The organism is Tatumella sp. JGM130, from assembly GCF_018257525.1.
In the GTDB taxonomy this organism is placed as follows: Bacteria; Pseudomonadota; Gammaproteobacteria; order Enterobacterales; family Enterobacteriaceae; genus Tatumella; species Tatumella punctata.
In genome coordinates this window covers 42,116-64,744 of record NZ_JAERJS010000014.1, presented here as the reverse complement: position 1 = coordinate 64,744, position 22,629 = coordinate 42,116, and the positions used below count along the sequence as shown (strand labels likewise).

General features: G+C 50.1%; 21 protein-coding genes. 12 read left to right on the top strand and 9 right to left on the bottom strand.

What is annotated here, in order from left to right; all coding sequences use genetic code 11:
• Positions 1-85: 85 nt before the first annotated feature.
• Positions 86-1,951 carry a signal peptide peptidase SppA gene (sppA, locus tag JK211_RS08680; RefSeq protein ID WP_212708287.1) on the top strand — a complete coding sequence of 622 codons (1,866 nt, stop codon included), beginning with the start codon at positions 86-88 and terminating at the stop codon, positions 1,949-1,951.
• Between the two features lie 103 nt (positions 1,952-2,054).
• Entirely contained in the window at positions 2,055-3,068 is a 1,014-nt protein-coding gene (gene ansA / locus JK211_RS08675; protein ID WP_212708286.1) for an asparaginase, read from the top strand.
• A gap of 39 nt (positions 3,069-3,107) precedes the next feature.
• On the opposite strand, the gene JK211_RS08670 is transcribed toward ansA, so the two are convergent.
• Both JK211_RS08670 and msrB read right to left on the bottom strand, forming a co-directional pair.
• On the bottom strand, positions 3,108-3,389 hold the full coding sequence (locus tag JK211_RS08670) for a YeaC family protein (protein WP_212708285.1): 282 nt from the start codon (positions 3,387-3,389) through the stop codon (positions 3,108-3,110).
• Positions 3,390-3,392: 3 nt separating this feature from the next.
• Positions 3,393-3,803 carry a peptide-methionine (R)-S-oxide reductase MsrB gene (gene msrB, locus JK211_RS08665; protein WP_212708284.1) on the bottom strand — a complete coding sequence of 137 codons (411 nt, stop codon included), beginning with the start codon at positions 3,801-3,803 and terminating at the stop codon, positions 3,393-3,395.
• Between the two features lie 320 nt (positions 3,804-4,123).
• On the opposite strand from msrB, the gene gapA reads away from it, so the two are divergent.
• Both gapA and JK211_RS08655 read left to right on the top strand, forming a co-directional pair.
• Positions 4,124-5,122, top strand: coding sequence for a glyceraldehyde-3-phosphate dehydrogenase (gapA, locus tag JK211_RS08660; protein ID WP_212708283.1), 999 nt, complete (start codon positions 4,124-4,126; stop codon positions 5,120-5,122).
• A gap of 88 nt (positions 5,123-5,210) precedes the next feature.
• Positions 5,211-6,080 (top strand): D-hexose-6-phosphate mutarotase, encoded by an 870-nt coding sequence (locus JK211_RS08655; RefSeq protein ID WP_212708282.1) that lies wholly within the window; start codon positions 5,211-5,213, stop codon positions 6,078-6,080.
• Between the two features lie 62 nt (positions 6,081-6,142).
• Here JK211_RS08655 and JK211_RS08650 read toward each other — a convergent pair whose 3' ends face one another.
• Positions 6,143-6,892 carry a MipA/OmpV family protein gene (locus tag JK211_RS08650; RefSeq protein WP_249213060.1) on the bottom strand — a complete coding sequence of 250 codons (750 nt, stop codon included), beginning with the start codon at positions 6,890-6,892 and terminating at the stop codon, positions 6,143-6,145.
• Between the two features lie 393 nt (positions 6,893-7,285).
• On the opposite strand from JK211_RS08650, the gene JK211_RS08645 reads away from it, so the two are divergent.
• From JK211_RS08645 to JK211_RS08625, 5 genes are all read left to right on the top strand, one after another.
• Positions 7,286-9,220, top strand: coding sequence for a PrkA family serine protein kinase (locus tag JK211_RS08645; protein ID WP_212708281.1), 1,935 nt, complete (start codon positions 7,286-7,288; stop codon positions 9,218-9,220).
• An 88-nt stretch (positions 9,221-9,308) separates the two neighbouring features.
• Positions 9,309-10,583, top strand: coding sequence for a YeaH/YhbH family protein (locus JK211_RS08640; RefSeq protein WP_212708280.1), 1,275 nt, complete (start codon positions 9,309-9,311; stop codon positions 10,581-10,583).
• Positions 10,584-10,780: 197 nt separating this feature from the next.
• The gene (locus JK211_RS08635) at positions 10,781-10,879 is read left to right on the top strand and encodes a YoaK family small membrane protein (protein WP_212708279.1); all 99 of its coding nucleotides are present in this window, start codon (positions 10,781-10,783) and stop codon (positions 10,877-10,879) included.
• A 204-nt stretch (positions 10,880-11,083) separates the two neighbouring features.
• Positions 11,084-12,799, top strand: a complete 1,716-nt coding sequence (locus tag JK211_RS08630) for a potassium/proton antiporter (RefSeq protein ID WP_371734598.1) — start codon at positions 11,084-11,086, stop codon at positions 12,797-12,799.
• A gap of 126 nt (positions 12,800-12,925) precedes the next feature.
• Entirely contained in the window at positions 12,926-14,116 is a 1,191-nt protein-coding gene (locus JK211_RS08625) for a multidrug effflux MFS transporter (RefSeq protein WP_212708277.1), read from the top strand.
• 41 nt (positions 14,117-14,157) lie between these two features.
• On the opposite strand, the gene dadX is transcribed toward JK211_RS08625, so the two are convergent.
• Both dadX and JK211_RS08615 read right to left on the bottom strand, forming a co-directional pair.
• Complete coding sequence (gene dadX, locus JK211_RS08620) at positions 14,158-15,234, bottom strand: catabolic alanine racemase DadX (RefSeq protein ID WP_212708276.1); 1,077 nt, start codon at positions 15,232-15,234, stop codon at positions 14,158-14,160.
• A gap of 18 nt (positions 15,235-15,252) precedes the next feature.
• On the bottom strand, positions 15,253-16,551 hold the full coding sequence (locus JK211_RS08615; protein ID WP_212708275.1) for a D-amino acid dehydrogenase: 1,299 nt from the start codon (positions 16,549-16,551) through the stop codon (positions 15,253-15,255).
• 457 nt (positions 16,552-17,008) lie between these two features.
• Between JK211_RS08615 and JK211_RS08610 the strand changes: the two genes are divergently transcribed.
• The gene (locus JK211_RS08610; protein ID WP_212708274.1) at positions 17,009-18,541 is read left to right on the top strand and encodes a SpoVR family protein; all 1,533 of its coding nucleotides are present in this window, start codon (positions 17,009-17,011) and stop codon (positions 18,539-18,541) included.
• Here the strand turns inward: JK211_RS08610 and fadR are convergent.
• On the bottom strand, positions 18,538-19,251 hold the full coding sequence (gene fadR / locus JK211_RS08605; protein WP_212708303.1) for a fatty acid metabolism transcriptional regulator FadR: 714 nt from the start codon (positions 19,249-19,251) through the stop codon (positions 18,538-18,540). The two genes, JK211_RS08610 and fadR, sit on opposite strands and share 4 nt — an antisense overlap.
• Before the next feature lie 258 nt (positions 19,252-19,509).
• Between fadR and dsbB the strand changes: the two genes are divergently transcribed.
• A complete protein-coding gene (gene dsbB, locus JK211_RS08600) occupies positions 19,510-20,028 on the top strand; it encodes a disulfide bond formation protein DsbB (protein ID WP_212708273.1) in 519 nt (172 codons plus the stop codon).
• Between the two features lie 27 nt (positions 20,029-20,055).
• Here the strand turns inward: dsbB and JK211_RS08595 are convergent, their stop codons facing one another.
• The 3 genes from JK211_RS08595 to JK211_RS08585 all read right to left on the bottom strand — a co-directional run bounded on the left by JK211_RS08595 (position 20,056) and on the right by JK211_RS08585 (position 21,745).
• Positions 20,056-20,505, bottom strand: coding sequence for a YcgN family cysteine cluster protein (locus tag JK211_RS08595; RefSeq protein WP_212708302.1), 450 nt, complete (start codon positions 20,503-20,505; stop codon positions 20,056-20,058).
• Between the two features lie 67 nt (positions 20,506-20,572).
• Positions 20,573-21,232, bottom strand: coding sequence for a fumarylacetoacetate hydrolase family protein (locus JK211_RS08590; RefSeq protein WP_212708272.1), 660 nt, complete (start codon positions 21,230-21,232; stop codon positions 20,573-20,575).
• Between the two features lie 240 nt (positions 21,233-21,472).
• Positions 21,473-21,745, bottom strand: coding sequence for a YcgL domain-containing protein (locus JK211_RS08585; protein ID WP_212708271.1), 273 nt, complete (start codon positions 21,743-21,745; stop codon positions 21,473-21,475).
• 159 nt (positions 21,746-21,904) lie between these two features.
• Between JK211_RS08585 and minC the strand changes: the two genes are divergently transcribed.
• Complete coding sequence (gene minC, locus JK211_RS08580) at positions 21,905-22,618, top strand: septum site-determining protein MinC (RefSeq protein ID WP_212708270.1); 714 nt, start codon at positions 21,905-21,907, stop codon at positions 22,616-22,618.
• The last annotated feature ends 11 nt before the right edge of the window (positions 22,619-22,629 follow it).

The following is a 22,629-nucleotide window of genomic DNA, read 5'->3' as shown; positions in this document are numbered from 1 at the left end:
TTTCAGGCGCTGCTCTTTAGGATGATGCCTGAATGATCAAAACTCAGGCCGGCTTTCTGCCTGCTGACCTATTAATGGAGAAATTATGCGCACATTGGGGCGATTCATCGTCAGGCTGCTATCGGCCGGCTGGCGGGTATTGAATTTTATCAGGGAGTTCATTCTTAACCTGTTCCTGCTGGTACTGATTGTGGCAGGTGTCGGCATCTGGATGCAGGTCAGCGGTGGCTCATCTTCTTCAGCGAAAACCCTGACCGGCGGTGCATTAAAGCTTGATATCGACGGAACTATTGTCGATCAGCCTTCGGCCAATAACCGTCTGGGTAAAATAGGCCGCGAGCTTATCGGTAGCCGCAGTGAAACCCTGCAGCAGAATTCATTGTTTGATATTGTCGATGCGATCCGTCAGGCGAAAACCGATGATAAAATTACCGGCATCGTACTGGACCTGCGTAACTTTGCCGGCGGCGATCAGCCTTCCCTGCGTTATATCGGTAAAGCTTTACAGGAATTCCGCGACAGCGGTAAACCGGTTTATGCGTATGGCGATAATTACAGTCAGGCGCAATACTACCTGGCCAGTTTTGCCAGTACTGTCTACCTGTCGCCTCAGGGTGCGATTGATATTCATGGTATGGCGACCAACAATCTGTATTTCAAAACCCTGCTGGATACTCTGAAAGTCTCTTCACATGTGTTCCGTGTCGGGACTTACAAATCAGCCGTCGAACCCTTCCTGCGTGACAATATGTCACCGGCCGCCAGAGATGCCGACAGCCGCTGGATAAACCAGTTATGGGACAGCTACCTGGCGACGGTGGCTGCTAACCGGAAACTGACACCTCAGCAGGTGTTCCCCGGGGCAGATAATCTGATTGCCGCTCTGAAAGCAGACGGCGGCAATACCGCCACCTATGCCCTGAAAAGTAAGCTGGTGGATGAATTGCAGACCCGATCCGCGGTGGATCAGCAACTGATCAAAAAGTTCGGCTGGGATCCTCAGGAAAATGACTATCGCAGTGTCAGTATCTACAATTATCCGGTCAACGATCCCCACAGCAGCCAGCAAGGAAATATTGCGGTCATTGTTGCTAACGGGGCAATTGTTGACGGCGAATCTTCGTCCGGTAATGTCGGCAGTGAAACAACCGTCGCGCAAATCCGTGCTGCGCGGTTAAATAAAGCAGTCAAAGCGATTATCCTGCGGGTTAACAGCCCGGGAGGCAGTGTCACTGCTTCTGAGGCTATTCGCGAAGAACTGATGGCCGCAAAACAGGCAGGGAAACCGGTCGTTGTTTCCATGGGCGGTCTGGCCGCTTCCGGCGGATACTGGATTTCAACGCCCGCCAGTTACATTATTGCCAGCCCGACCACCCTTACCGGCTCTATCGGTATTTTCGGGGTAATTAATACCATCGAAAACACCCTGAGTACGATTGGCGTGCATACGGATGGCGTCGCCACGTCGCCACTGGCTGATGTTTCAATGACCAAAGCCCTGCCGCAACAGGTTGAGCAGATGATGCAAATCAGTATCGAAAACGGATACAGCAACTTCCTGAATCTGGTCGCTGCATCGCGGCATAAAACCACCGAACAGGTTAACCAGATAGCCCAGGGCCATGTCTGGACCGGCAGTGATGCTAAAGCAAATGGCCTGGTGGACCAGTTAGGTGACTTTGATGATGCAGTGAAAAAAGCCGCTGAGCTGGCACAAATCAAAACCCCGGTCCTGGACTGGTATCAGCAACAGCCTTCATTGTTTGACCAGGTGCTGGATCAGATGAGTGCCTCTGTCAGTGCGGCGCTGCCAGTCAGTGTCCGTGCCCTGTTACCGGCCCCGCTGGCAGAAGTGATGACCGATATCAGTAAGCAACCGGGAGTCACTGGCCAGACCGTTGATCCGCAGAATCGTTATGCTTATTGCCTTAACTGTGGCGTATTGAATTAAAAAATATGCAGCCTGAACCCTGTTCAGGCTGTTTTTCATGACAATTACTTTTATACTGCCGCCATCCTGTCTTCTGTTTTATTACTACTGACACTGAGTTTTCATGCAGAGAAAAAATATTTATGTCGCCTATACCGGCGGAACCATCGGTATGCAGCGTTCCGTTCATGGTTATGTGCCGGTCTCTGGTCATCTGCAACAACAATTGCTGACCATGCCTGAGTTCCATCGTCCTGAAATGCCTGAATTTACTATTCATGAATATCAGCCATTAATGGACTCGTCGGATATGACACCGCGTGACTGGCAGGTGATTGCCGATGATATACAGCAAAACTACGACCTGTATGACGGTTTTGTGATATTGCATGGTACAGATACCATGGCATTCACCGCATCGGCGTTGTCATTTATGCTGGAAAACCTCAGCAAGCCGGTTATTGTCACCGGATCACAAATTCCCCTGGCAGAACTGCGTTCAGATGGTCAGCAAAACCTGCTGAACTCGCTATTTGTGGCCGCGAATTACCCGATTAATGAAGTGTCGTTATTTTTCAATAATACGCTTTATCGCGGTAACCGTACTACCAAAGCCCATGCCGATGGCTTTAATGCTTTCGCCTCCCCTAATCTGACACCGTTGCTGGAAGCCGGTATTCATATTCGTCGTTTACACACTCCCCCGGCACCGGCCAGCAGCGGGCCTCTGAAGGTGCATCCCATCGAACCTCAGCCGGTTGGTGTCGTGACCCTGTATCCCGGTATTTCGGCCGATGTCGTGCGTAACTTTTTACGTCAGCCGGTGAAAGCACTGATCCTGCGCTCTTACGGAGTCGGCAACGCACCACAGAACCCGGAGTTTCTGGCCGAACTGCAACAGGCTTCACAACGCGGAATTGTGGTTGTCAATCTGACACAATGCCTTTCCGGCAAAGTGAATATGGGGGGCTATGCGACCGGTAATGCGCTGGAAAATGCAGGGGTTATCAGTGGTTTTGATCTGACGGTGGAAGCAACCTTAACCAAACTCCATTATCTGCTTTCCGCCGGTTATTCGCCGCAAGAGATTCGTCAGCTAATGCAGTGTAATCTGCGGGGCGAATTAACTCCCGACTGAGGCAGTACGGATCTGCCTGCCGGCAGATCCGTGATATTTTCAGTTCAGGGTCAGTCTGACCCTGCTCTCGTCAATACCAAACGCCTGTTTGAGCTGTTGTTTAGTTTTGATCACCATCTCTCCGCCTTTGCCAATCGACATATGTGCCGGATTATCATTGTGCTGAGCCTGCCATAACATAACCAGCTGCAGACTGTGCTCACGCTGTTGCGGTGTCAGCGCGACGCCATCAGGCCACTTTCCGGTTTCAGTCGCGGTCACCAGCCGCTGATAAACGTCCGGTGTCATGCCTGCCAGTAAGGTTTCAAGTGTTTTATTCATCAGTTATCCCGAAGTAACTTTGCCTTGTGGATCAGTAAAATTCAGTGACGCCGAATTGACGCAGTAACGCTCACCGGTTGGCTGCGGTCCGTCCGGGAAAACATGTCCCAGATGAGCATCACAGTGAGCACAGCGGATCTCAATGCGCTGCATACCATGAGAAATATCTTCCAGGTAACGAATGGCCTTATTATTCACCGGCTGATAAAAGCTTGGCCAGCCGCATCCTGAGTCGTATTTACTGTCCGAGTAAAAAAGCGGCACATTACAGACCAGGCAATGATAAATCCCCTGTTGCTTGTTATGCAACAAAGCCCCGCTGAACGGCGGTTCCGTACCGCGTTGCTGTGTAACATAGTGCTGCATTTCGGTAAGCGCAGGCTGTGAGCCATGGTTTTTATTTTCTGACGACATTGGACATCCATTGACTGTAAACAAACACAACTATCGACTACTATAACAAACAGGTAACAAAATGGGGCTGGCAATTTGTGCTGATGCCGCTAACCCCGGCAGTATCACCTGAAACTGTGAGCTATACCTTTTTTTTCGCCCCGCCGCGGACAGGCTCTGCAGCGCGTTCTGATAAGGTAAACTAATCATTTTTCGGTGTGCAAAGGGCGTCCGATGATTGATCTGCCACAACAATTGACACGATTAAGCTTGACGCCTGCAGCGGTTTTTGTAATTTTACAGCCAACCTTTTATTCAATAACCAATAGCTGGTGGAATATATGACTATCAAAGTAGGTATTAACGGTTTTGGCCGTATCGGTCGCATTGTTTTTCGTGCTGCGCAACAGCGTTCAGATATCGAGATCGTTGCAATCAACGACCTGCTCGACGCGGATTACATGGCGTACATGCTGAAGTATGACTCCACTCATGGCCGGTTTGACGGTACTGTTGAAGTAAAAGAGGGTGCATTAATCGTCAATGGTAAAAAAATCCGCGTAACCAGCGAAAAAGATCCTGCAAACCTGAAATGGGATGAAGTGGGTGTTGACGTGGTTGCCGAAGCGACAGGTATCTTCCTGACCGACGAGACTGCACGTAAACACATTACTGCGGGTGCCAAAAAAGTTGTGCTGACTGGCCCTTCTAAAGATAACACCCCGATGTTTGTACGCGGTGCTAACTTTGAAAAATATGCCGGCCAGGATATCGTTTCCAATGCCTCCTGTACTACCAACTGCCTGGCTCCTCTGGCAAAAGTTATCAACGATAACTTTGGTATCATCGAAGGTCTGATGACCACCGTTCATGCAACGACTGCTACCCAGAAAACGGTTGATGGCCCGTCTCATAAAGACTGGCGTGGTGGCCGTGGTGCTTCTCAGAACATCATCCCTTCTTCTACCGGTGCAGCTAAAGCTGTCGGTAAAGTGCTGCCTGAACTGAACGGTAAACTGACCGGTATGGCTTTCCGTGTACCAACACCAAACGTTTCTGTCGTTGACCTGACCGTACGTCTGGAAAAACCAGCCACTTACGAACAGATCAAATCAGCTATCAAAGCCGCTTCCGAAGGCCCGATGAAGGGTGTTCTGGGCTATACCGAAGACGACGTAGTCTCTACCGACTTTAACGGCGAAGTCTGCACCTCCGTATTCGATGCCAAAGCAGGTATCGCTCTGAATGATAACTTTGTAAAACTGGTTTCCTGGTACGATAACGAAACCGGTTACTCTCACAAAGTACTGGATCTGATTGCACTGGTTGCTGCTAAATAATCAGCTGCCACTAACACAGAAACAGCTATGGGCGACTTCGGTCGCCCTTTTTTCTATTATCAGGGCTATCATTTTTTGAGGTGAGAAAATGCAGGACACTTTATATAAACTGCCGGTAATCCGTCAGATAACCCCTTATATTTCTCAGCGTCAGAAAGATCAGTTACCACTGATTGTCGTTAATCATCCTCTGGTACATGCAGTGGTTGCTTTACAAGGTGCCCAGCTGATCTCGTGGCAGCCCTCAGGTGAAAAACCGGTGATCTGGCTGAGCAGTCAGACGCCCTTTAAGACAGGAAAAGCTCTGCGCGGCGGGGTTCCCGTCTGCTGGCCATGGTTCGGGCCAGCCGGTACACCGGCACATGGTTTTGCCCGCAACCTGCCCTGGACGTTACTGGCCCATGATGAAAATGACCAGGGTGTTATGTTAACTTTCGAACTGAAGCATTCACCACAGACCCTGAAACTCTGGCCTTATGAGTTTTCCCTGATTGCCCGTTTCAGGCTCGGCCGACAGTGTGAAATTGAACTGGAAGCTCACGGTGATTATCAGTCCACCGCGGCACTGCACAGTTACTTTCAGGTCGCTGATATCAGCGGGGTATCCGTCAGCGGTCTGGGGCAGCCATTTACTGATAAAGTGACCGGCAATACACAAGGTGAGCTGACGTCACCGCAAACTTATCCGGCACGTGTCGATCGCATTTTTACCGCAGCTGATGACTGTAATGTCATTACAGATAGCCGCGGCGAACGTCAGCTGGGCATCTGCCACCACAATAAAAGTGACGTTGTCACATGGAATCCGGGGCCTGAATTGTCCTGCAGTATGGATGATATGGCGAATGATGGTTATAAAACCATGGTGTGTGTGGAAACCGCGCGGATTTCGGTCCCGATGGTCAGTAAAGCTGATGCCCCTGCCCGTTTAGGCGTCACTTTTCGGGTCAATAAATAACCTTATAACGTACCGCAAGTAAAAACGGGACTGTGTTGATTGTCCCGTTTTTATCTGATCACTCAGAAAGTGTAACTGACACCACTCCACACCATTAACTGGCCGGATTTTGCCACCATCGGGCTGTCTTTAATGGCGCTGTCAAACCACTGATAACGACCGCCGAATCCCAGTTGCCAGCGTTCGGTTAATGGATAAATAGCGCTGACTTCGGCATACGGATTCCAGCTGTCCCCCGTATGATAGCGCGAGATCCCGGATCTGGCCGATTCAGCAGAAGAGACGCCGTAGTAATAATCTGTCTGATGAGCACTATTCCAGCTGACCCCCGCCCCCGGGTTGACGGCAAACCCGCCAATCATTAACGGATAATGCCAGTTAGTATTCCAGATCAGCCCGTTGCTTTCGTCGAGTACATCGCCTGTCAGTGACGTTTTCAGAACCCCCCAGTCGGCAGTGTGCTGCCACATCCCACCGCCCATCAGAGTCATATGACGTTTATCCAGCCGCTTCATGTCACTGTAGTCATTTTTACCCGGTTTGAACTCTTCCCCGGAGGTCGTAATAATCAGGGAGAACTGGTCCTGATCATCTTTCCACAGATTATAACCCGCCTGCCAGCCGGAAATAAAAAAGTGCTCACCCTGATAATCCACCAGCGGCAGCGGGTAATATTTATTTTTATCGCCGTGATATGGCGATTGCATAAAGAGTACCGACGCGCCTAAGGTTAACGGCGTATTTTCCGCCAATACCTGACCAGAAAAGCACGCCCCTATCAGGGTGCTTACGCAAAAAAGTGATTTTTTCAAAATAACAAAGTCCTGTAATTATATTAACTGGCGCAGTTTATCCTTACAGGATGCTGACTAGAATCACCTGAGCACAGATTGATCACATTTTATTTTACATTATTTCCCTGTCCGCCGGGCGGCAGCAAACCGCAACTTAGCCGGAAAGCCCGCACTTATAACTCCTCCGTTAATCATAAGGGTTACGCCGCATCTGATAAACAGAGGAAAATTGCCAGATAATTACTACAGTTAAATGATACGGCCCGGTAAACAGTGACTGTTTTCCGTCCCTTATATTTTTGTGCCCCCGGTCAGGGGGAAATGACTGATCACCGGGCCGTATCTCCGGGGGCAGATCCTGCAGGAACACGCTCCTCTACCTGTGCTAACACTGAAAGGACGGGCATCCCTATGAATATATTCGATCATTATCGCCAGCGTTACGAAGCGGCCAAAGACGAAGCGTTCACATTGCAGGAATTTCTTTCACTCTGTAAACAGGACCGCAGTGCCTATGCGAATGCCGCCGAACGGTTACTGACCGCTATCGGAAAACCGGTGATGGTAGACACGGCTCAGGATCCGAGGTTATCGCGGATTTTCTCTAACCGGATTGTGTCACGCTATCCTGCCTTTGAAGAATTTTACGGGATGGAAGACGCGATAGAACAAATCGTTGCTTATCTGAAGCACGCCGCTCAGGGCCTCGAAGAGAAGAAACAGATCCTTTATCTGCTGGGGCCGGTAGGGGGAGGTAAATCCTCGCTGGCTGAACGGCTGAAAGCCCTTATTCAGCGGGTCCCCATCTATGTGCTGAGTGCCAACGGGGAGCATAGTCCGGTCAATGACCATCCTCTTTGTCTGTTCAGTCCTCAGGAAGATGCCGGACTGCTGGAGAAAGAATATGCTATCCCGCGGCGTTACACTGGCACGATTATGTCGCCCTGGGCAGCGAAACGTCTGCATGAATTCGGCGGCGACATTACCCGTTTCCAGGTGGTTAAGGTCTGGCCGTCAGTGCTGCATCAGCTGGCTATCGCAAAAACTGAACCGGGCGATGAGAATAATCAGGATATTTCGGCACTGGTGGGTAAAGTCGATATCAGAAAACTGGAACACTTTGCACAAAATGACCCGGATGCTTACAGTTATTCCGGAGCCCTGTGTCGTGCTAACCAGGGGATCATGGAGTTTGTCGAAATGTTTAAAGCGCCAATCAAGGTGCTTCATCCGTTACTCACCGCGACCCAGGAAGGTAACTATAATGGTACCGAGGGCATCTCTGCCCTGCCGTTTAATGGTATTATTCTGGCCCACTCTAATGAATCCGAATGGGTCCGGTTCCGTAATAACAAAAACAACGAAGCCTTCCTTGACCGTGTTTATATTGTCAAAGTTCCTTACTGCCTGCGGGTATCAGAAGAAATCAAGATTTATCAGAAACTGCTGAGTAACAGTGAGCTGGACAATGCCCCTTGTGCACCCGGCACCCTGGAAACCCTGGCGCGTTTTATTATCCTTTCGCGGCTGAAGTCTCCTGAAAATTCGAGTATTTACTCAAAAATGCGGGTCTATGATGGCGAAACCCTGAAAGATACAGACCCGAAAGCAAAATCCTGGCAGGAATATCACGATTATGCCGGTGTCGATGAAGGTATGAACGGCTTATCTACCCGTTTTGCTTTTAAAATATTGTCACGGGTTTTTAACTTTGATCATACGGAAGTGGCTGCCAATCCGGTTCATCTGTTTTATGTCCTGGAACAGCAGATTGAACGGGAACAATTCCCTGAGCAACAAGCCGGAAACTATCTGGAATGTATCAAAGGCTATCTGATCCCGAAATATGCTGAGTTTATCGGTAAAGAGATACAAACAGCCTATCTGGAGTCTTACTCCGAATATGGACAGAATATTTTTGACCGCTATGTGACTTATGCTGATTTCTGGATCCAGGATCAGGAGTACCGCGACCCGGATACCGGACAACTGTTCGACCGTGAGTCACTGAATACTGAACTGGAAAAAATTGAGAAACCCGCCGGGATCAGCAATCCTAAGGATTTTCGCAACGAAATAGTTAACTTCGTCTTACGGGCCAGAGCACAGAATGGCGGCAGTAATCCGAACTGGACCAGTTATGAAAAGCTCAGGACGGTGATAGAGAAGAAAATGTTTTCCAATACGGAAGAACTGTTACCGGTGATCTCGTTTAATACCAAAACTTCTACCGATGAACAGAAAAAGCATGATGATTTTATCGACCGGATGATGGAAAAAGGTTATACCCGCAAACAGGTACGTCTGCTGTGTGAATGGTATCTGCGGGTACGCAAATCTTCTTAACTACTAAGCTAACGGAGGATCTGAGGGTCTTCCGTTAGCGGGCTGTCGTAAGCTGGCCCGTTTCACAGAATATGCCCGGGGGTATGCTATGTCCTATTTTATCGATCGGCGACTCAACGGCAAAAATAAAAGTGCGGTCAACCGGCAGCGCTTTTTACGTCGTTATAAATCACAAATTAAGAAGTCGCTTTCAGAAGCCATCAAGAAACGTTCTGTCACTGATACAGAAAGCGCTGAGTCTGTGTCGATTCCGGTCGCTGATATCCTTGAACCGGTATTTCATCAGGGGGCCGGCGGCAACCGGGTGCGGGTGTATCCCGGAAATGATCAGTTTATCACCCGCGACCGTATCGAACGTCAGTCAGGCGGTGCGGGAAATGGCAGTGCTCAGGGGGATGCCAGCCCGCAAGGTGAAGGCGAAGATTCATTCAGCTTTACCCTGTCTAAAGACGAATATCTGGATCTGTTGTTTGATGATTTGGAGCTGCCGGATTTACAGAAAAATGACCATCACCGGCTCACTGAATACAAAGTACAGCGTGCCGGCTATACTGCTCACGGCGTTGCTTCGAATATCAGTGTGGTTCGTTCGTTACAAAATTCACTCGCCCGCCGTACCGCCATGACTGCGGCTAAACGCCGTCAGCTCCGGGAGCTGGAACAGTCACTGCAAGCCATCCGCGATCAGGACCCGGTTCAGCTGATGGAAGAGCAGCGATTATCCGCTGAAATTGCCAGCCTGAAAGCGGCGATAGACAGAGTGCCTTTTATTGATACTTTCGACCTGCGCTATAAAAATGTTGAAAAACATCCCGAACCTTCCAGCCAGGCTGTCATGTTCTGCCTGATGGATGTTTCAGGTTCGATGGATCAGCCGACCAGGGATATGGCAAAACGGTTTTATATTCTGCTGTATTTATTTCTTAGCCGCCGTTATAAAAATGTCGAAGTAGTCTATATCCGGCACCATACGCAGGCTAAAGAAGTCGACGAACAGGAATTTTTTTACTCTCAGGAGACCGGGGGAACCATTGTCTCCAGTGCCCTGAAACTGATGGACCAGGTGATTAAACAACGCTACGACCCGTTACAATGGAATATTTATGCCGCACAGGCTTCTGACGGTGATAACTGGGCCGATGATTCGCCGTTGTGCTACCAGCTACTGGCCAGTCAGCTGCTGCCGGTAGTCCGTTATTACAGTTATATAGAAATCACCCGCCGTGCTCATCAGACTCTGTGGCGGGAATATGAACAGCTACAGCATCAGTTTGATAATATTGCTATCCAGCCGGTCCGCGAACCTGAAGATATCTATCCGGTATTTCGTGAATTATTCCGCCGCCAGACAACCGGTAACTGATCTGATGGCCACTGACGGTGGCCGGTATTTTTACAGCAATAACAGTCCTGCTAATCAATGATTCAATTCAGTGCCGGCAAACGGTATACTTATCACCCGGCAAGTATCACCGGCTGATCCTGTACCTGGTACCGGTATTTACAGGCTGTTAATCCTTTTCTGCTGAGTGCCGCGCTTTATCCGTAAAGGTGTAAAACATGAAGACTGGTTACCTGTTTCCTATCGCTATTATTGTTGCCGGTGTGGCATTACTGATTTGGTTTATCGCCAGTGGTGCATGGATGCCAGGCCAGTAAACACTTCCGGGCCAGCCAGGGTGAAGGGCGCGCGCCCGGACCGGTTATCCCCTGTTATACCATCTGCATTATGGTGTTGTTTTATCGCCGTTGTATAACTTCGGTAACAATGGAACTGGCGGTTATGCTGCAAACGCTGCCTCCGGTATCCCGGTTCTGTTCATAAATCATCGATATTCAGGGAGCTGTCATTTGGAAACCAGCATGATTTATAGTCTTTTTGTTATTGGCTCGGTGCTGGTAGCGTCAAGTATTATCCTCAGCGCATTTTCTTCACGGCTGGGGATCCCTATCTTAGTGATCTTCCTGGTGCTTGGCATGCTGGCCGGGGAGGACGGTATCGGCGGCATCGCTTTCGATAATTACCCGGCCGCTTATCTGATCTCAAACCTGGCTCTGGCAGTGATACTGCTGGACGGAGGGATGCGTACTAAAGCCAGTGCGTTTAAAGTTGCCCTCTGGCCGTCGTTATCGCTGGCGACCATCGGCGTGTTAGTGACTGCCGGTCTGACCGGCCTGATGGCAGCCTGGTTATTTAATCTCGACCTGATGCAGGGATTTCTGATTGGTGCCATTATCGGTTCTACCGATGCAGCTGCCGTGTTTTCCCTGCTGGGCGGTAAAGGGCTGAATGAAAGGGTCAGCTCTACCCTGGAAATTGAGTCCGGCAGCAATGACCCGATGGCCGTATTTCTGACGATTACCCTGATAGAAATGATCCACAAAGGACAAAGCGGACTGGATATGATGTTCCTGGTGCATCTGGTGCAGGAGTTTGGTCTCGGGATTGTGTTTGGGATTGGTGGCGGTGTTGCTATCCAGCAATTAATTAACCGGATTTCATTGCCAGCCGGTTTATATCCCCTGCTGGCTGTCAGTGGCGGTATTCTGGTGTTTGCCTTCACCACCCTGATGGAAGGCAGCGGTATCCTGGCGGTTTATCTGTGTGGCTGCTGGCTGGGTAACCGGCCGGTACGTAACCGCCACGGCATACTGCAGACTTTCGATGGTATGGCCTGGTTAAGCCAGATCGGCATGTTTATCGTTCTCGGGTTACTGGTGGTTCCTACGGATTTATGGCATATCGCTGTTCCGGCAATGTTACTGTCATTGTGGCTGATTTTTATTGCCCGTCCGTTGTCGGTATTTGCCGGTTTACTGCCGTTCAAAAACTTTACCCTGCGCGAACGGTTTTTTATCAGCTGGGTCGGATTACGCGGCGCGGTGCCGATTATTCTCGCGGTGTTTCCGATGATGGCCGGGCTGGATAATGCCAAACTCTATTTTAATATCGCCTTTTTTGTGGTGCTGGTGTCCTTAATGCTACAGGGAACCTCACTCAGCCGGGCCGCAAAGATGGCGAAAGTGGTGGTCCCGCCGGCCGCAGAGCCTATCCAGCGTATCGGGCTGGATATTCACCCCGACAGCCCGTGGGAAGAGTTCGTTTACCAGCTCAGTGCCGATAAATGGTGCATTGGTGCCGCCCTGCGGGAGCTTGACATGCCGGAAGAGACCCGGATCGCGGCCCTGTTTCGCGATAATTTACTGATGCATCCTTCCGGATCCACGCGTCTGAAAGAGGGTGATATTCTGTGTGTCATCGGTCGTGAAAAAGACTTACCGGCACTGGGCAAAATGTTCAGTGAGAGTCCGCCGGTTGCCCTTGAACAACGCTTCTTTGGTGATTTTATTCTCGATGCCGGTACTGATCTGTTCGATATTGCTCAGGTTTACGGTCTCGAACTGGATCAGGATATTCAGCCACATCAGCCGGTGGCAAAAATAATCGCTCAGCAACTGGGGGGGATCCCGGTGGTTGGCGACCAGCTCGAATGGCTTAATGTGATTTGGACAATTGCCGAAAAAGAAGATAACCGGATTGTCAAAGTGGGTGTCAGAATGATGGAAAGTCCGTCGTAAGCGGTCACCGCTCAGAATCATACAGCGGGTAAACGTTTGCCCGTTAAAAAACCTTATTTAGCACTTCCGGCTACCGTGGAAAAACGGTAGTCTTGTGCGCTTTTCTTCGGGTCACCTGCATAATTTATGAATAAATATACGCTGTTACTGCTGAGTCTGGTTTTACTGGCCCCGCTGGGTATTGACCTGTATCTTCCCACGCTGCCACAGGTGGCTGCCGGACTGGATACCCCGGTCAGCAATATACAATCGACTATCCCGCTTTTTCTGCTGGTGATGGGGCTGGGCCAGCTGGTTACCGGTCCGCTGGTGGATAATTTTGGCCGTAAACCCGTGGCAATAGCCGGTCTGACTCTGTATATCGCCGGCAGTCTGATGGCGGCCCTTTCTTGCCACTGGCCGTTATTTTTAACTGCCAGAATTATCCAGGGATGTGCTGTCTGTTGTACTGCCGTAGTGGCATTCAGCGGCGTTCGTGACCGGCTTAGCGGAGATCAAGCAGCCAGAACCTTCGGTTTTCTTAACGGCGCATTAAATATTGTCCCGGCACTGGCTCCCCTGCTGGGGGGGACACTGGCCGAATTCTGGGGGTGGCGTGCACCCTTCGGATTTCTGATGTTTTATGGCCTGCTGACTGGCGTGATTATCTTCCTGTTTTTGCCGGAAACCCGTCCGCACAATACTCTGAAAGTCCCCTTTTTCCCACTGAAACAATATGCCGCCATACTGTCAAACCCGCGGTTTATCTGTTTCTCGCTGGCGAATGCCGGGGCTCTGGGCATGGTCCTGACCTATGTTTCTCTGGCGCCGGATGTGCTGATGGAAAAAGGCGGTTTATCCCCTTTTACCTTCGCCTTAGCCTTTGGCGCTAACGGCCTGTGGATTATGCTGGTCAGCAGCGTGGTCAGTTTTGTTATCCGCAAAGCCGGCCGGCCTTTCTGTCTGCTGTTTGGCAGCCTGTGCATGCTGTTTGCTGCAGGGATGTTAAGCGGGGAAATACTGTTTTTCAATGAAGCTGCCCGTCAGTACTGGCTGAGTTATATGTTACCGGTGGCGGTAGCAGTGGCAGGGCTGGCATTTATCATCGGCCCGGCTACCAGTTATGCACTGGAACCTTACCAGCAGCAGGCCGGTATGGCCTCCGCATTACAGGGATTTATTCAGATGGCGGGCGGTGCCGGCGGCAGCCTCTGGGTTCTGGCCTTGCCACTGAGCCCGCAACAGGCGCTGACGGCAATGATGCTGGCGGGCTCAGTTCTGGCGATCATTGCCTGGTATTGCAGTCACCGGGTAAAAGGAACGCTCCGGGAACTGTAGTATCACTGTCTCAGCCGGTTTCCGGCTGAGACAGTGACTGCTTACAGAAGCCGGAAGGGTACCCGTGGTGCAACGGCACATAACAGTTCATAACCTACCGTTCCGCATGACTGCGCCACATCATCTGCCGGTACCTGTTGCCCCCACAGTTCGACAACAGACCCGATATGTGCCGCGGGACAGGGAGCCAGGTCTATCATCATCATATCCATCGACACCGCTCCCAGGGTGCGTGTCATAACACCGTCAACAGCGACAGGTGTTCCGCTCGGCGCATGACGGGGATAGCCATCGGCATACCCGCAAGCCACTATCCCTATTTTATGCTCAGAGGCGGCATGATAGCGGTAGCCATAACCCACCCCTTCTCCCGGGGTTAACTGCTGAATACCAATAATTTCGCTGTGCAGCCCCATCACCGGCTTCAGTCCTGTTCCGGCAATATCCTGCCAGTTACCGGAAGGCGAAACGCCGTACAGAATGATCCCCGGCCTGATCCACTGATGGTGGGTTTCGGGGTGCCAGAGCGTGGCCGCAGAGTTAGCAAAACAACGCGCGGGGACGCTCCCTAAACCGGCAGCAGCCTGCGCCATCAGAGCAACCGGCTGATCGACTCCGTCGCTAAGCTCCGCCCGCGCAAAATGTGTCATCAGTGTCATTTCACCGACATTGTCTAATGCAGCCAGCCGGTTCCAGACCTCCGGGACCTGATCCGGACGAAAACCGAGACGGTTCATACCGCTGTTCACTTTGACATAGATATCAAGGGGGGCAGATAACCGGGCATTTGCCAGTGCGGTAATTTGCCATTCACTGTGTACGCTGGTGGTCAGCCGATAACCATCCAGCAGTGCGAGATCGGCTGCTTTAAAAAAGCCTTCCAGTAATAGCAACGGCTTCTGCCAGCCACTTTCGCGTAACTGAATAGCTTCTTCATAATTCAGCAGAGCAAAGCCATCACTCTCTGACAATGCAGTGTAGCAACGGGAAATACCATGCCCGTAGGCATTAGATTTCACAACAGACCAGACTTTTGCAGCAGGTGCAGCCTGTTTTACTATGGCTAAATTATGCTGTAGCGCCTGCTGGCTGACGGTTGCGATAATCGGTCGTGACATACAATTCTCCGGAAAACCTTAACGGGCAATACTTGTTTTTTTAGGTAATGACGGGTTATCAAAACCAGGTAAATAACGCATCACGGATAAATCATCAGCGGCAATATCCGGTGTTTTACCGGAAATAATATCGGCGATTAATTTCCCGGAGCCACAGGCCATTGTCCAGCCCAGAGTGCCATGTCCGGTATTCAGGAACAGGTTAGCTAATGGTGTCCGTCCGACAACCGGGGTACCATCCGGGGTCATCGGCCGCAGCCCGGTCCAGAAAGTCGCCTGTTCAATCTTGCCACCTTCAGGATAAAGATCACTGACCACCATCTCCAGCGTTTCTCTGCGGGCAGGTAACAGTTTGGTGTTAAATCCGACAATTTCAGCCATTCCGCCCACCCGGATCCGGTCATCAAACCGGGTAACAGCTATTTTGTAGGTTTCGTCGAGTACCGTAGACAGCGGAGCGGCGTGGTAATTTTTCACCGGAATCGTCAGGGAATATCCTTTCAGAGGATAAACAGGAATGGCGACAATATCTTTCAGTAATGCCGTTGAATAAGAACCGCAAGCGACAATATAACGGTCGGCAGTCAGCGTTTCGTCGCCACACTGAACACCGCTGATGCTGTTTCCTTCGCGTAATAACCGGTCAACCGTCATATTATAACGAAATACCACCCCGGCCTGTTGCGCCATCGCCGCCAGTCGCTGAGTAAAGAGTTTACAGTCACCGGTTTCATCGTTCGGCAATTGTAATCCGCCAGTCAGTTTATGCTGTGTTGCCGCCAGGGCCGGTTCAATGGAAGCTAATTCGGCGGCCTGCAGTAATTTATAAGGCACCCCGGCCTGTTTAAGCACTTCAATATCTTTTACGGCATTAGCAAGTTGTTGTTCAGTCCGGAATAATTGTAATGTGCCGCCCTGGCGCCCTTCATAATGAATCCCGGTAGTGGCGCGCAGTTCTTTAATACAATCACGGCTGTATTCGGCAATCCTGACCATGCGACTTTTATTTTGCTGGTAATGCGGCAGCGTACAATTCTTCAGCATTTGCCACATCCACTGCAACTGAAATGACGAACCATCCGGGCGAACAGACAACGGAGAATGACGCTGGAACATCCATTTCAGCGCTTTTAATGGAATACCGGGCGCTGCCCACGGAGAGGCATACCCGGGCGAAATTTGTCCGGCATTTCCGGCACTGGTTTCTTCAGCCGGCCCGCTGCTGCGATCGATCACTGTGACTTCATGGCCCGCCTGAGCCAGATACCAGGCGCTGGTCACCCCGACCACCCCACTTCCGAGAATAAGCACTTTCATTACAACCCCCGCAGCATAAAATACCAGGTCATTGGTTATCAGGTAGCGATATACACTGATAGATCAATGGCTATTAAATTAAGTCTATTTCACCTTGTTTTTATCTTTCTGGTAACAAAAATTCGCAGTTTTTTGCATATTCAGCAGTTAAGGTGGTTTTATATTAAAAATTAGTAGTTAATTATGCGGGAATGAGTTTTCAGAAACGATGTCAGAATTTTAATATGCTGCCATATATTATCCTTATATACGGGATATTATTCTGTATAGCTGTACGGAATTTAACTTTTGGCAGAAAAAATAGCCCGCGGGAAGTCTGCACCCGTTTTTGTGCCAGTTTTTACCCTGCCCTGACCTGAACCTGCAAAGTATCAGCTATCCTTAATTATCCCTGAAACGTGGAAACATATCAGGATGATGACAGGCGATCACTCACTGCCGATAAACGAGGTGCGCTATGACAACCCTTTTTGATGCCCCTTCCTTCCGCCCGGCCAGACTGAGTGACGGCCCGGACTGGACCTTTGAGCTGCTTGAGACTTACCTGTCGGAAATTGACCGTGTTGCCGGCTACTACCGGCTGGAAACTTACCCCCATCAGATAGAGGTTATTACCGCCGAACAAATGATGGATGCCTGCTCCAGTATTGGTATGCCGATTAATTATAGCCACTGGTCATTTGGTAAAACGTTTATTGAAACAGAGCAGCGCTATAAACAAGGTCAGCAGGGACTGGCTTATGAAATTGTCATCAACTCAGATCCCTGCATCACTTATCTGATGGAAGAAAATACCCTTACCATGCAGGCGCTGGTGATGGCACATGCCTGTTATGGACACAATTCCTTTTTCAAAAATAACTATTTATTCCGCAGCTGGACCGATGCCGGTTCAATTGTCGATTATCTGTTATTCGCCCGTAACTATATTGCCGAATGCGAAGAAAAATACGGTATCGAAGCGGTGGAACAACTGCTGGACTCCTGCCATGCATTAATGAACTATGGTGTGGACCGTTATAAACGCCCGCAGAAGATTTCACTACAGGAAGAGCAAGCACGCCAGCAAAGCCGCGAAGATTATTTGCAACAGCAGGTGAATAACCTGTGGCGTACTTTACCCCGCACGGAAAAACCGGCGCTTACCGCACAGCGGCAACGCTATCCGGCGGAGCCCCAGGAAAACCTGCTGTATTTTATGGAAAAAAATGCGCCACTGCTGGCGCCCTGGCAGCGGGAGATCCTGCGGATTGTTCGTAAAATAAGCCAGTATTTTTATCCGCAAAAACAAACTCAGGTGATGAATGAGGGCTGGGCCACGTTCTGGCACTACACCCTGCTGAATCATCTGTATGACGAAGGAAAAGTCAGTGAACGTTTTATGCTGGAATTTTTACACAGTCATACCAATGTTGTGGCTCAGCCGGCCTACAACAGCCAGTGGTATAACGGGATTAATCCCTATGCGCTGGGGTTTGCGATGTTCCGTGATATTAAACGTATCTGTCAGCAACCGACCGCCGAAGATTACGCCTGGTTCCCGGATATCGCCGGCAGCGACTGGCTGGATACGCTGCATTTCGCCATGCGTGAATTCAAAGATGAAAGTTTTATCAGTCAGTTTCTTTCGCCGCAGGTAATACGCGATCTGCGTCTGTTTTCGGTGGCTGATGACGATCAGAAAAATTATCTGGAAATTTCTGCGATACACGATGAGCAAGGATACCGGACTATCCGCCAGCAGCTGTCAGCCCAGTATAATCTGAGTCATCGCGAACCAAACATTCAGGTGCTGGACGCAGACCTGCGAGGAGACCGCTCACTGACATTACATTATATCCCCCAAAACCGGGCCCCGCTGGGCAGCAACACGGATGAAGTGATGAAACATATCCACCGCCTGTGGGGGTTTGATGTCCGGCTGGAACAGCAAAATGATGACGGCAGCGTTGAGCTACTGGCTCGCTGCCCGTCCCGTCAGACTGGTTAAGCCGCACCGTTGCCGGCAGGGATATTCTGTATCCTGCGCCAGAGCTGACGGCTGGTATCACCATACTGACAAACCAGCTGTACTACCTGTTGCCTGTTCACTTCCGGCAGGCAGAGCTCATGTAATGCATGATAAAACTCACAGGCCAGATCGCGGGCTTCCGGATGTGAAAAACACAGGGTTGCAGCACGGCTATATAAACCACTCAGCCCGTTAATTATCAGCCCGTAGACCAGATTACCTGAGGCAAAGGCCAGCCCGCGGAATACCTGACAGTCAATATCGCTGTAACGTTTCCCCTGCCTCCAGGCTTGCAACGCTCCGCTCAGGATCTGCCGGGACTGCTCAGGGTTATGCCCCACAGCATGGCTGATAAAGACAGCCGCAATACTGGTTCGCACCGATAACAGATTATCGATTAATTGCGGAGTACTTTCAGGATCAAGCCTGCTCAGGGTATTGAGAATATTCAGGCCTGAAGTATCCAGTACATTATTGACCCGGGTTGGTTTCCCGTGCCGGATGGTCAGCCAGCCATCACGGGCAAGGCGCTGCAGGACTTCACGCAATGTCGTGCGGGTCACCCCAATCAGATCGGCCAGCTCGCGTTCGGCAGGAAGCACAGAGCCGGGCGGGAAACGGCGATTCCAGATACTCTCGATAATATATTCTTCGGCAATCCCTGCCGGACTTTGTGCGTTTATCAGCATCATCTGTGCTCTCTTACCAGCCATGGTGTTATCATTGCATCATAACAAAAGCGTTATTTGTCATATAGCATCACCGGGGCAACAAAAGGCGATCACTGTCAATAAAACCAACACTGCGGGGCCGTTTTGCCGTACAATTCTTAATCCCCCGGCATAAGAGTGGCTGACATTTACCCCGCCCTGTAACTGTGATAGTGGTGGATTATTTGTCATTTTGGTTTACACTGCCGGGTATATGAATTGAACAAGGAAAACAGTATGTTGCGATTGTTAAACCGTTGTTCTAAGGGCCGTTCCGCCTGGGCACTTCTGGCCCTGACCGCTCTGGCTTTAGAACTCACGGCACTGTGGTTTCAGCATGTTATGGGGCTGAAGCCTTGCGTAATGTGTATTTATGAGCGCTGTGCCTTACTGGGGGTTCTGCTGGCAGGCATTGTCGGCGCAATTGCACCGGCAACGCCGTTGCGTTTTGTCGGTATCATTGGATGGCTGATTGCTGCGGGGGAAGGTCTGCGCCTGTCCTGGGAACATACCATGTTACAGCTTCATCCGCCGCTGTTCGCCACTTGCGATTTTATGGCCCGCTTCCCTTCCTGGCTACGTCTGGATAAATGGGTACCCGGCATGTTTGTTGCCAGCGGCGATTGCCTGGATCGCAGCTGGACCCTGTTCAGCCTTAGTATGCCCCAGTGGCTGGTGGTTGTTTTTGCCGTATATCTGTTGATCGGTGTTCTGGTATTCATCGCCCAGCTGAAAAACTTCAGTCGTCAGAGATAGTTTCCCGTAGCCGGCAATGGCTGCGTTTCAGCAGCCATTTTTATCCGGACGATCAATAATATGATCTTCCCAGTTACGCACTTCACTTTCCCGCACCGCGATATAACGCACAGAAATCCGTTTAGCATGCATCTCTCTGGCAGAACCGGTCAGCAACGGGTGCCAGTCCGGTAATGATTTACCTTCCGCGAGTAAACGATAGCCACAGGTCCGGGGAAGCCATGAGAAGGTCGGCAGATTTTCACGGGTCAGTTTAATGCAATCCGGCTCATACTCGAAGCGGGTAGCGTAGTGCTTACAACGGCAGCTTTTTATGTTTAATAAATTACAGGCCACATTAGTAAAATAGATTTCATCCGTATCTGCGTCCTGTAATTTATTCAGACAACACTGTCCGCAACCATCACAAACAGATTCCCACTCTTCATCAGTCATCTGATCGAGGCTTTTGGTTTGCCAGAAAGGAGGGTTTGTCATCATAAGTTAAGTCTCTTTATACAAATCGGCCGCCCGTTATAAAGAGTCATCGCCCGATATGCAAGTACTACAGCACCCTGGTAGTCACGGCGCAGTCAGCAAAAGAGACGCTGAGCGAATCCCCCGATAGCAGCGGACCCACCCCTTCCGGGGTCCCGGTTAAGATAATATCACCGGGACGTAAGGTGAAAAATCGCGACATATAAGCGATTAATGGCACAATTTTATACATCATATCGCGGGTATTTCCCGACTGTCGAATATCGCCATTAATCTCCAGGGCCAGTGGGGTACTCTGCGCATCACCGCTGAACTCCACTGCCGGAACAAATCCGGAGACCGGGCAGGAGTTATCAAATCCTTTAGATTTTTCCCACGGCTGCCCTTTCTTTTTCAGCCCTGCCTGAATGGTGCGTAGCGTTAAATCGAGTGCAACCCCGTAACCGGCAATCGCCGGTAAGACCTGATCTTCGCGGGCGTTTTGCAGCGTGCTGCCGATCAACACGGCCAGTTCCACTTCATGATGAATTTCACCCAGTTCTGATAATAACTTCAGCGGCTGGCGTAAATCACAAAGTGCAGTTTCCGGTTTGATGAATAGCACCGGCTCTTCCGGCGTAATACTGCCCATTTCACTGATATGTCTGGCGTAGTTACTGCCAACACACACCACTTTTCCGGCAGGCAGATTCAGTAATTCACCCTGCCAGTTACGATGCTGGTACATGTTATGTCCTCGTTAGCATAAGAAAGTGATCAACCCTGTTATACTTAGCAAGAAAACCAGTAAAAGAAAATAGCCCGCAGGATGACGTTTTCCCCGCCCCTTCTTCTCAGCAAGCCTCACCACCGGGTGAAATTAACCTGCTGCCAGCTATTGTATTAATTATGCGCACAATGAATCATACCGGGGATGGTAATAACGCCGCGCAGAATACTGGTTATAATTACAGAGGAATCTGAATAATTATTTTTCTTTGTTTTCCAGATGCATTTTAAGTAAGTCTTCTGGCGGTGGCGGGACCTGTAAATAATAACCTTTATCCTGTAATTCCTGCTTAACTTTATTGATATCGGCACTGCCCAGTTTCTCACGGCTGGCAAGGGATATCACCATCGCCAGCACCGGTTTACCAAAACCTTTAAGTAACTCTTGCGGGACGCGGGAAAAATCATCTTTTTTCTCGATATACAGATAAGTCTGATCCCGAAGGGCACTTCTGTAAATGGCACAAAACATATTTTTCTCCGAATTAATCTCTGTGGTGACTTGCCTGAATAATAGTGTAACTATAACATGACAGGAGTCATTCGAATATTGAACCTTCTGGGCCAGGGGCGGATTATTTAATCGCTTGTTCAGAAATAAAACTGCCATTACAGGACTGAGTCGGGACAGATGTCGCAAACGCCAATCGAACTTAAAGGCAGCAGTTTTACTTTATCTGTTGTCCATCTTCACCATTCACAACCCGGGGTGATTCGTCAGGCGCTTCAGGAAAAAATTGCTCAGGCGCCGGCATTTCTTAAAAATGCCCCGGTGGTACTGAATATTTCATCGTTATCCGCCGGGGTTAACTGGCCGAAGATGCAACAAGCCATCGTGGAAACCGGCTTACGGATTGTCGGAATCAGTGGCTGCAAAGACGAGCAGCTGAAATTACTGATTCAGGCGGCTGGTTTACCGGTACTTACGGAAGGTAAAGAAGCACGCAACCCCCGCGAAAGTGAACCGCAACCGGAGCCGGTCATAGCCGCACCGGTCGCTGACAGTGAAAAATTCGCTAAAACTCGCATAATCCATACCCCGGTACGTTCAGGGCAGCAAATATATGCTAAAAATGCTGACTTAATCGTGACCAGCAGCGTCAGCGCAGGTGCAGAACTTGTCGCTGATGGTAATATTCATATTTACGGAACAATGCGTGGCCGCGCCCTGGCAGGCGCCAGCGGTGATCAAAACGCAGGTATCTTCTGTACACATTTAGCGGCTGAACTGGTTTCTATTGCCGGGGAATACTGGATTATGGATCAAATTCCCGCCGAATTTTTTGGCCAGGCAGCCCGTTTGTCATTAACCGACGGTGTATTGTCGATAAAGACTCTTAATTAGACCCCTTTTCT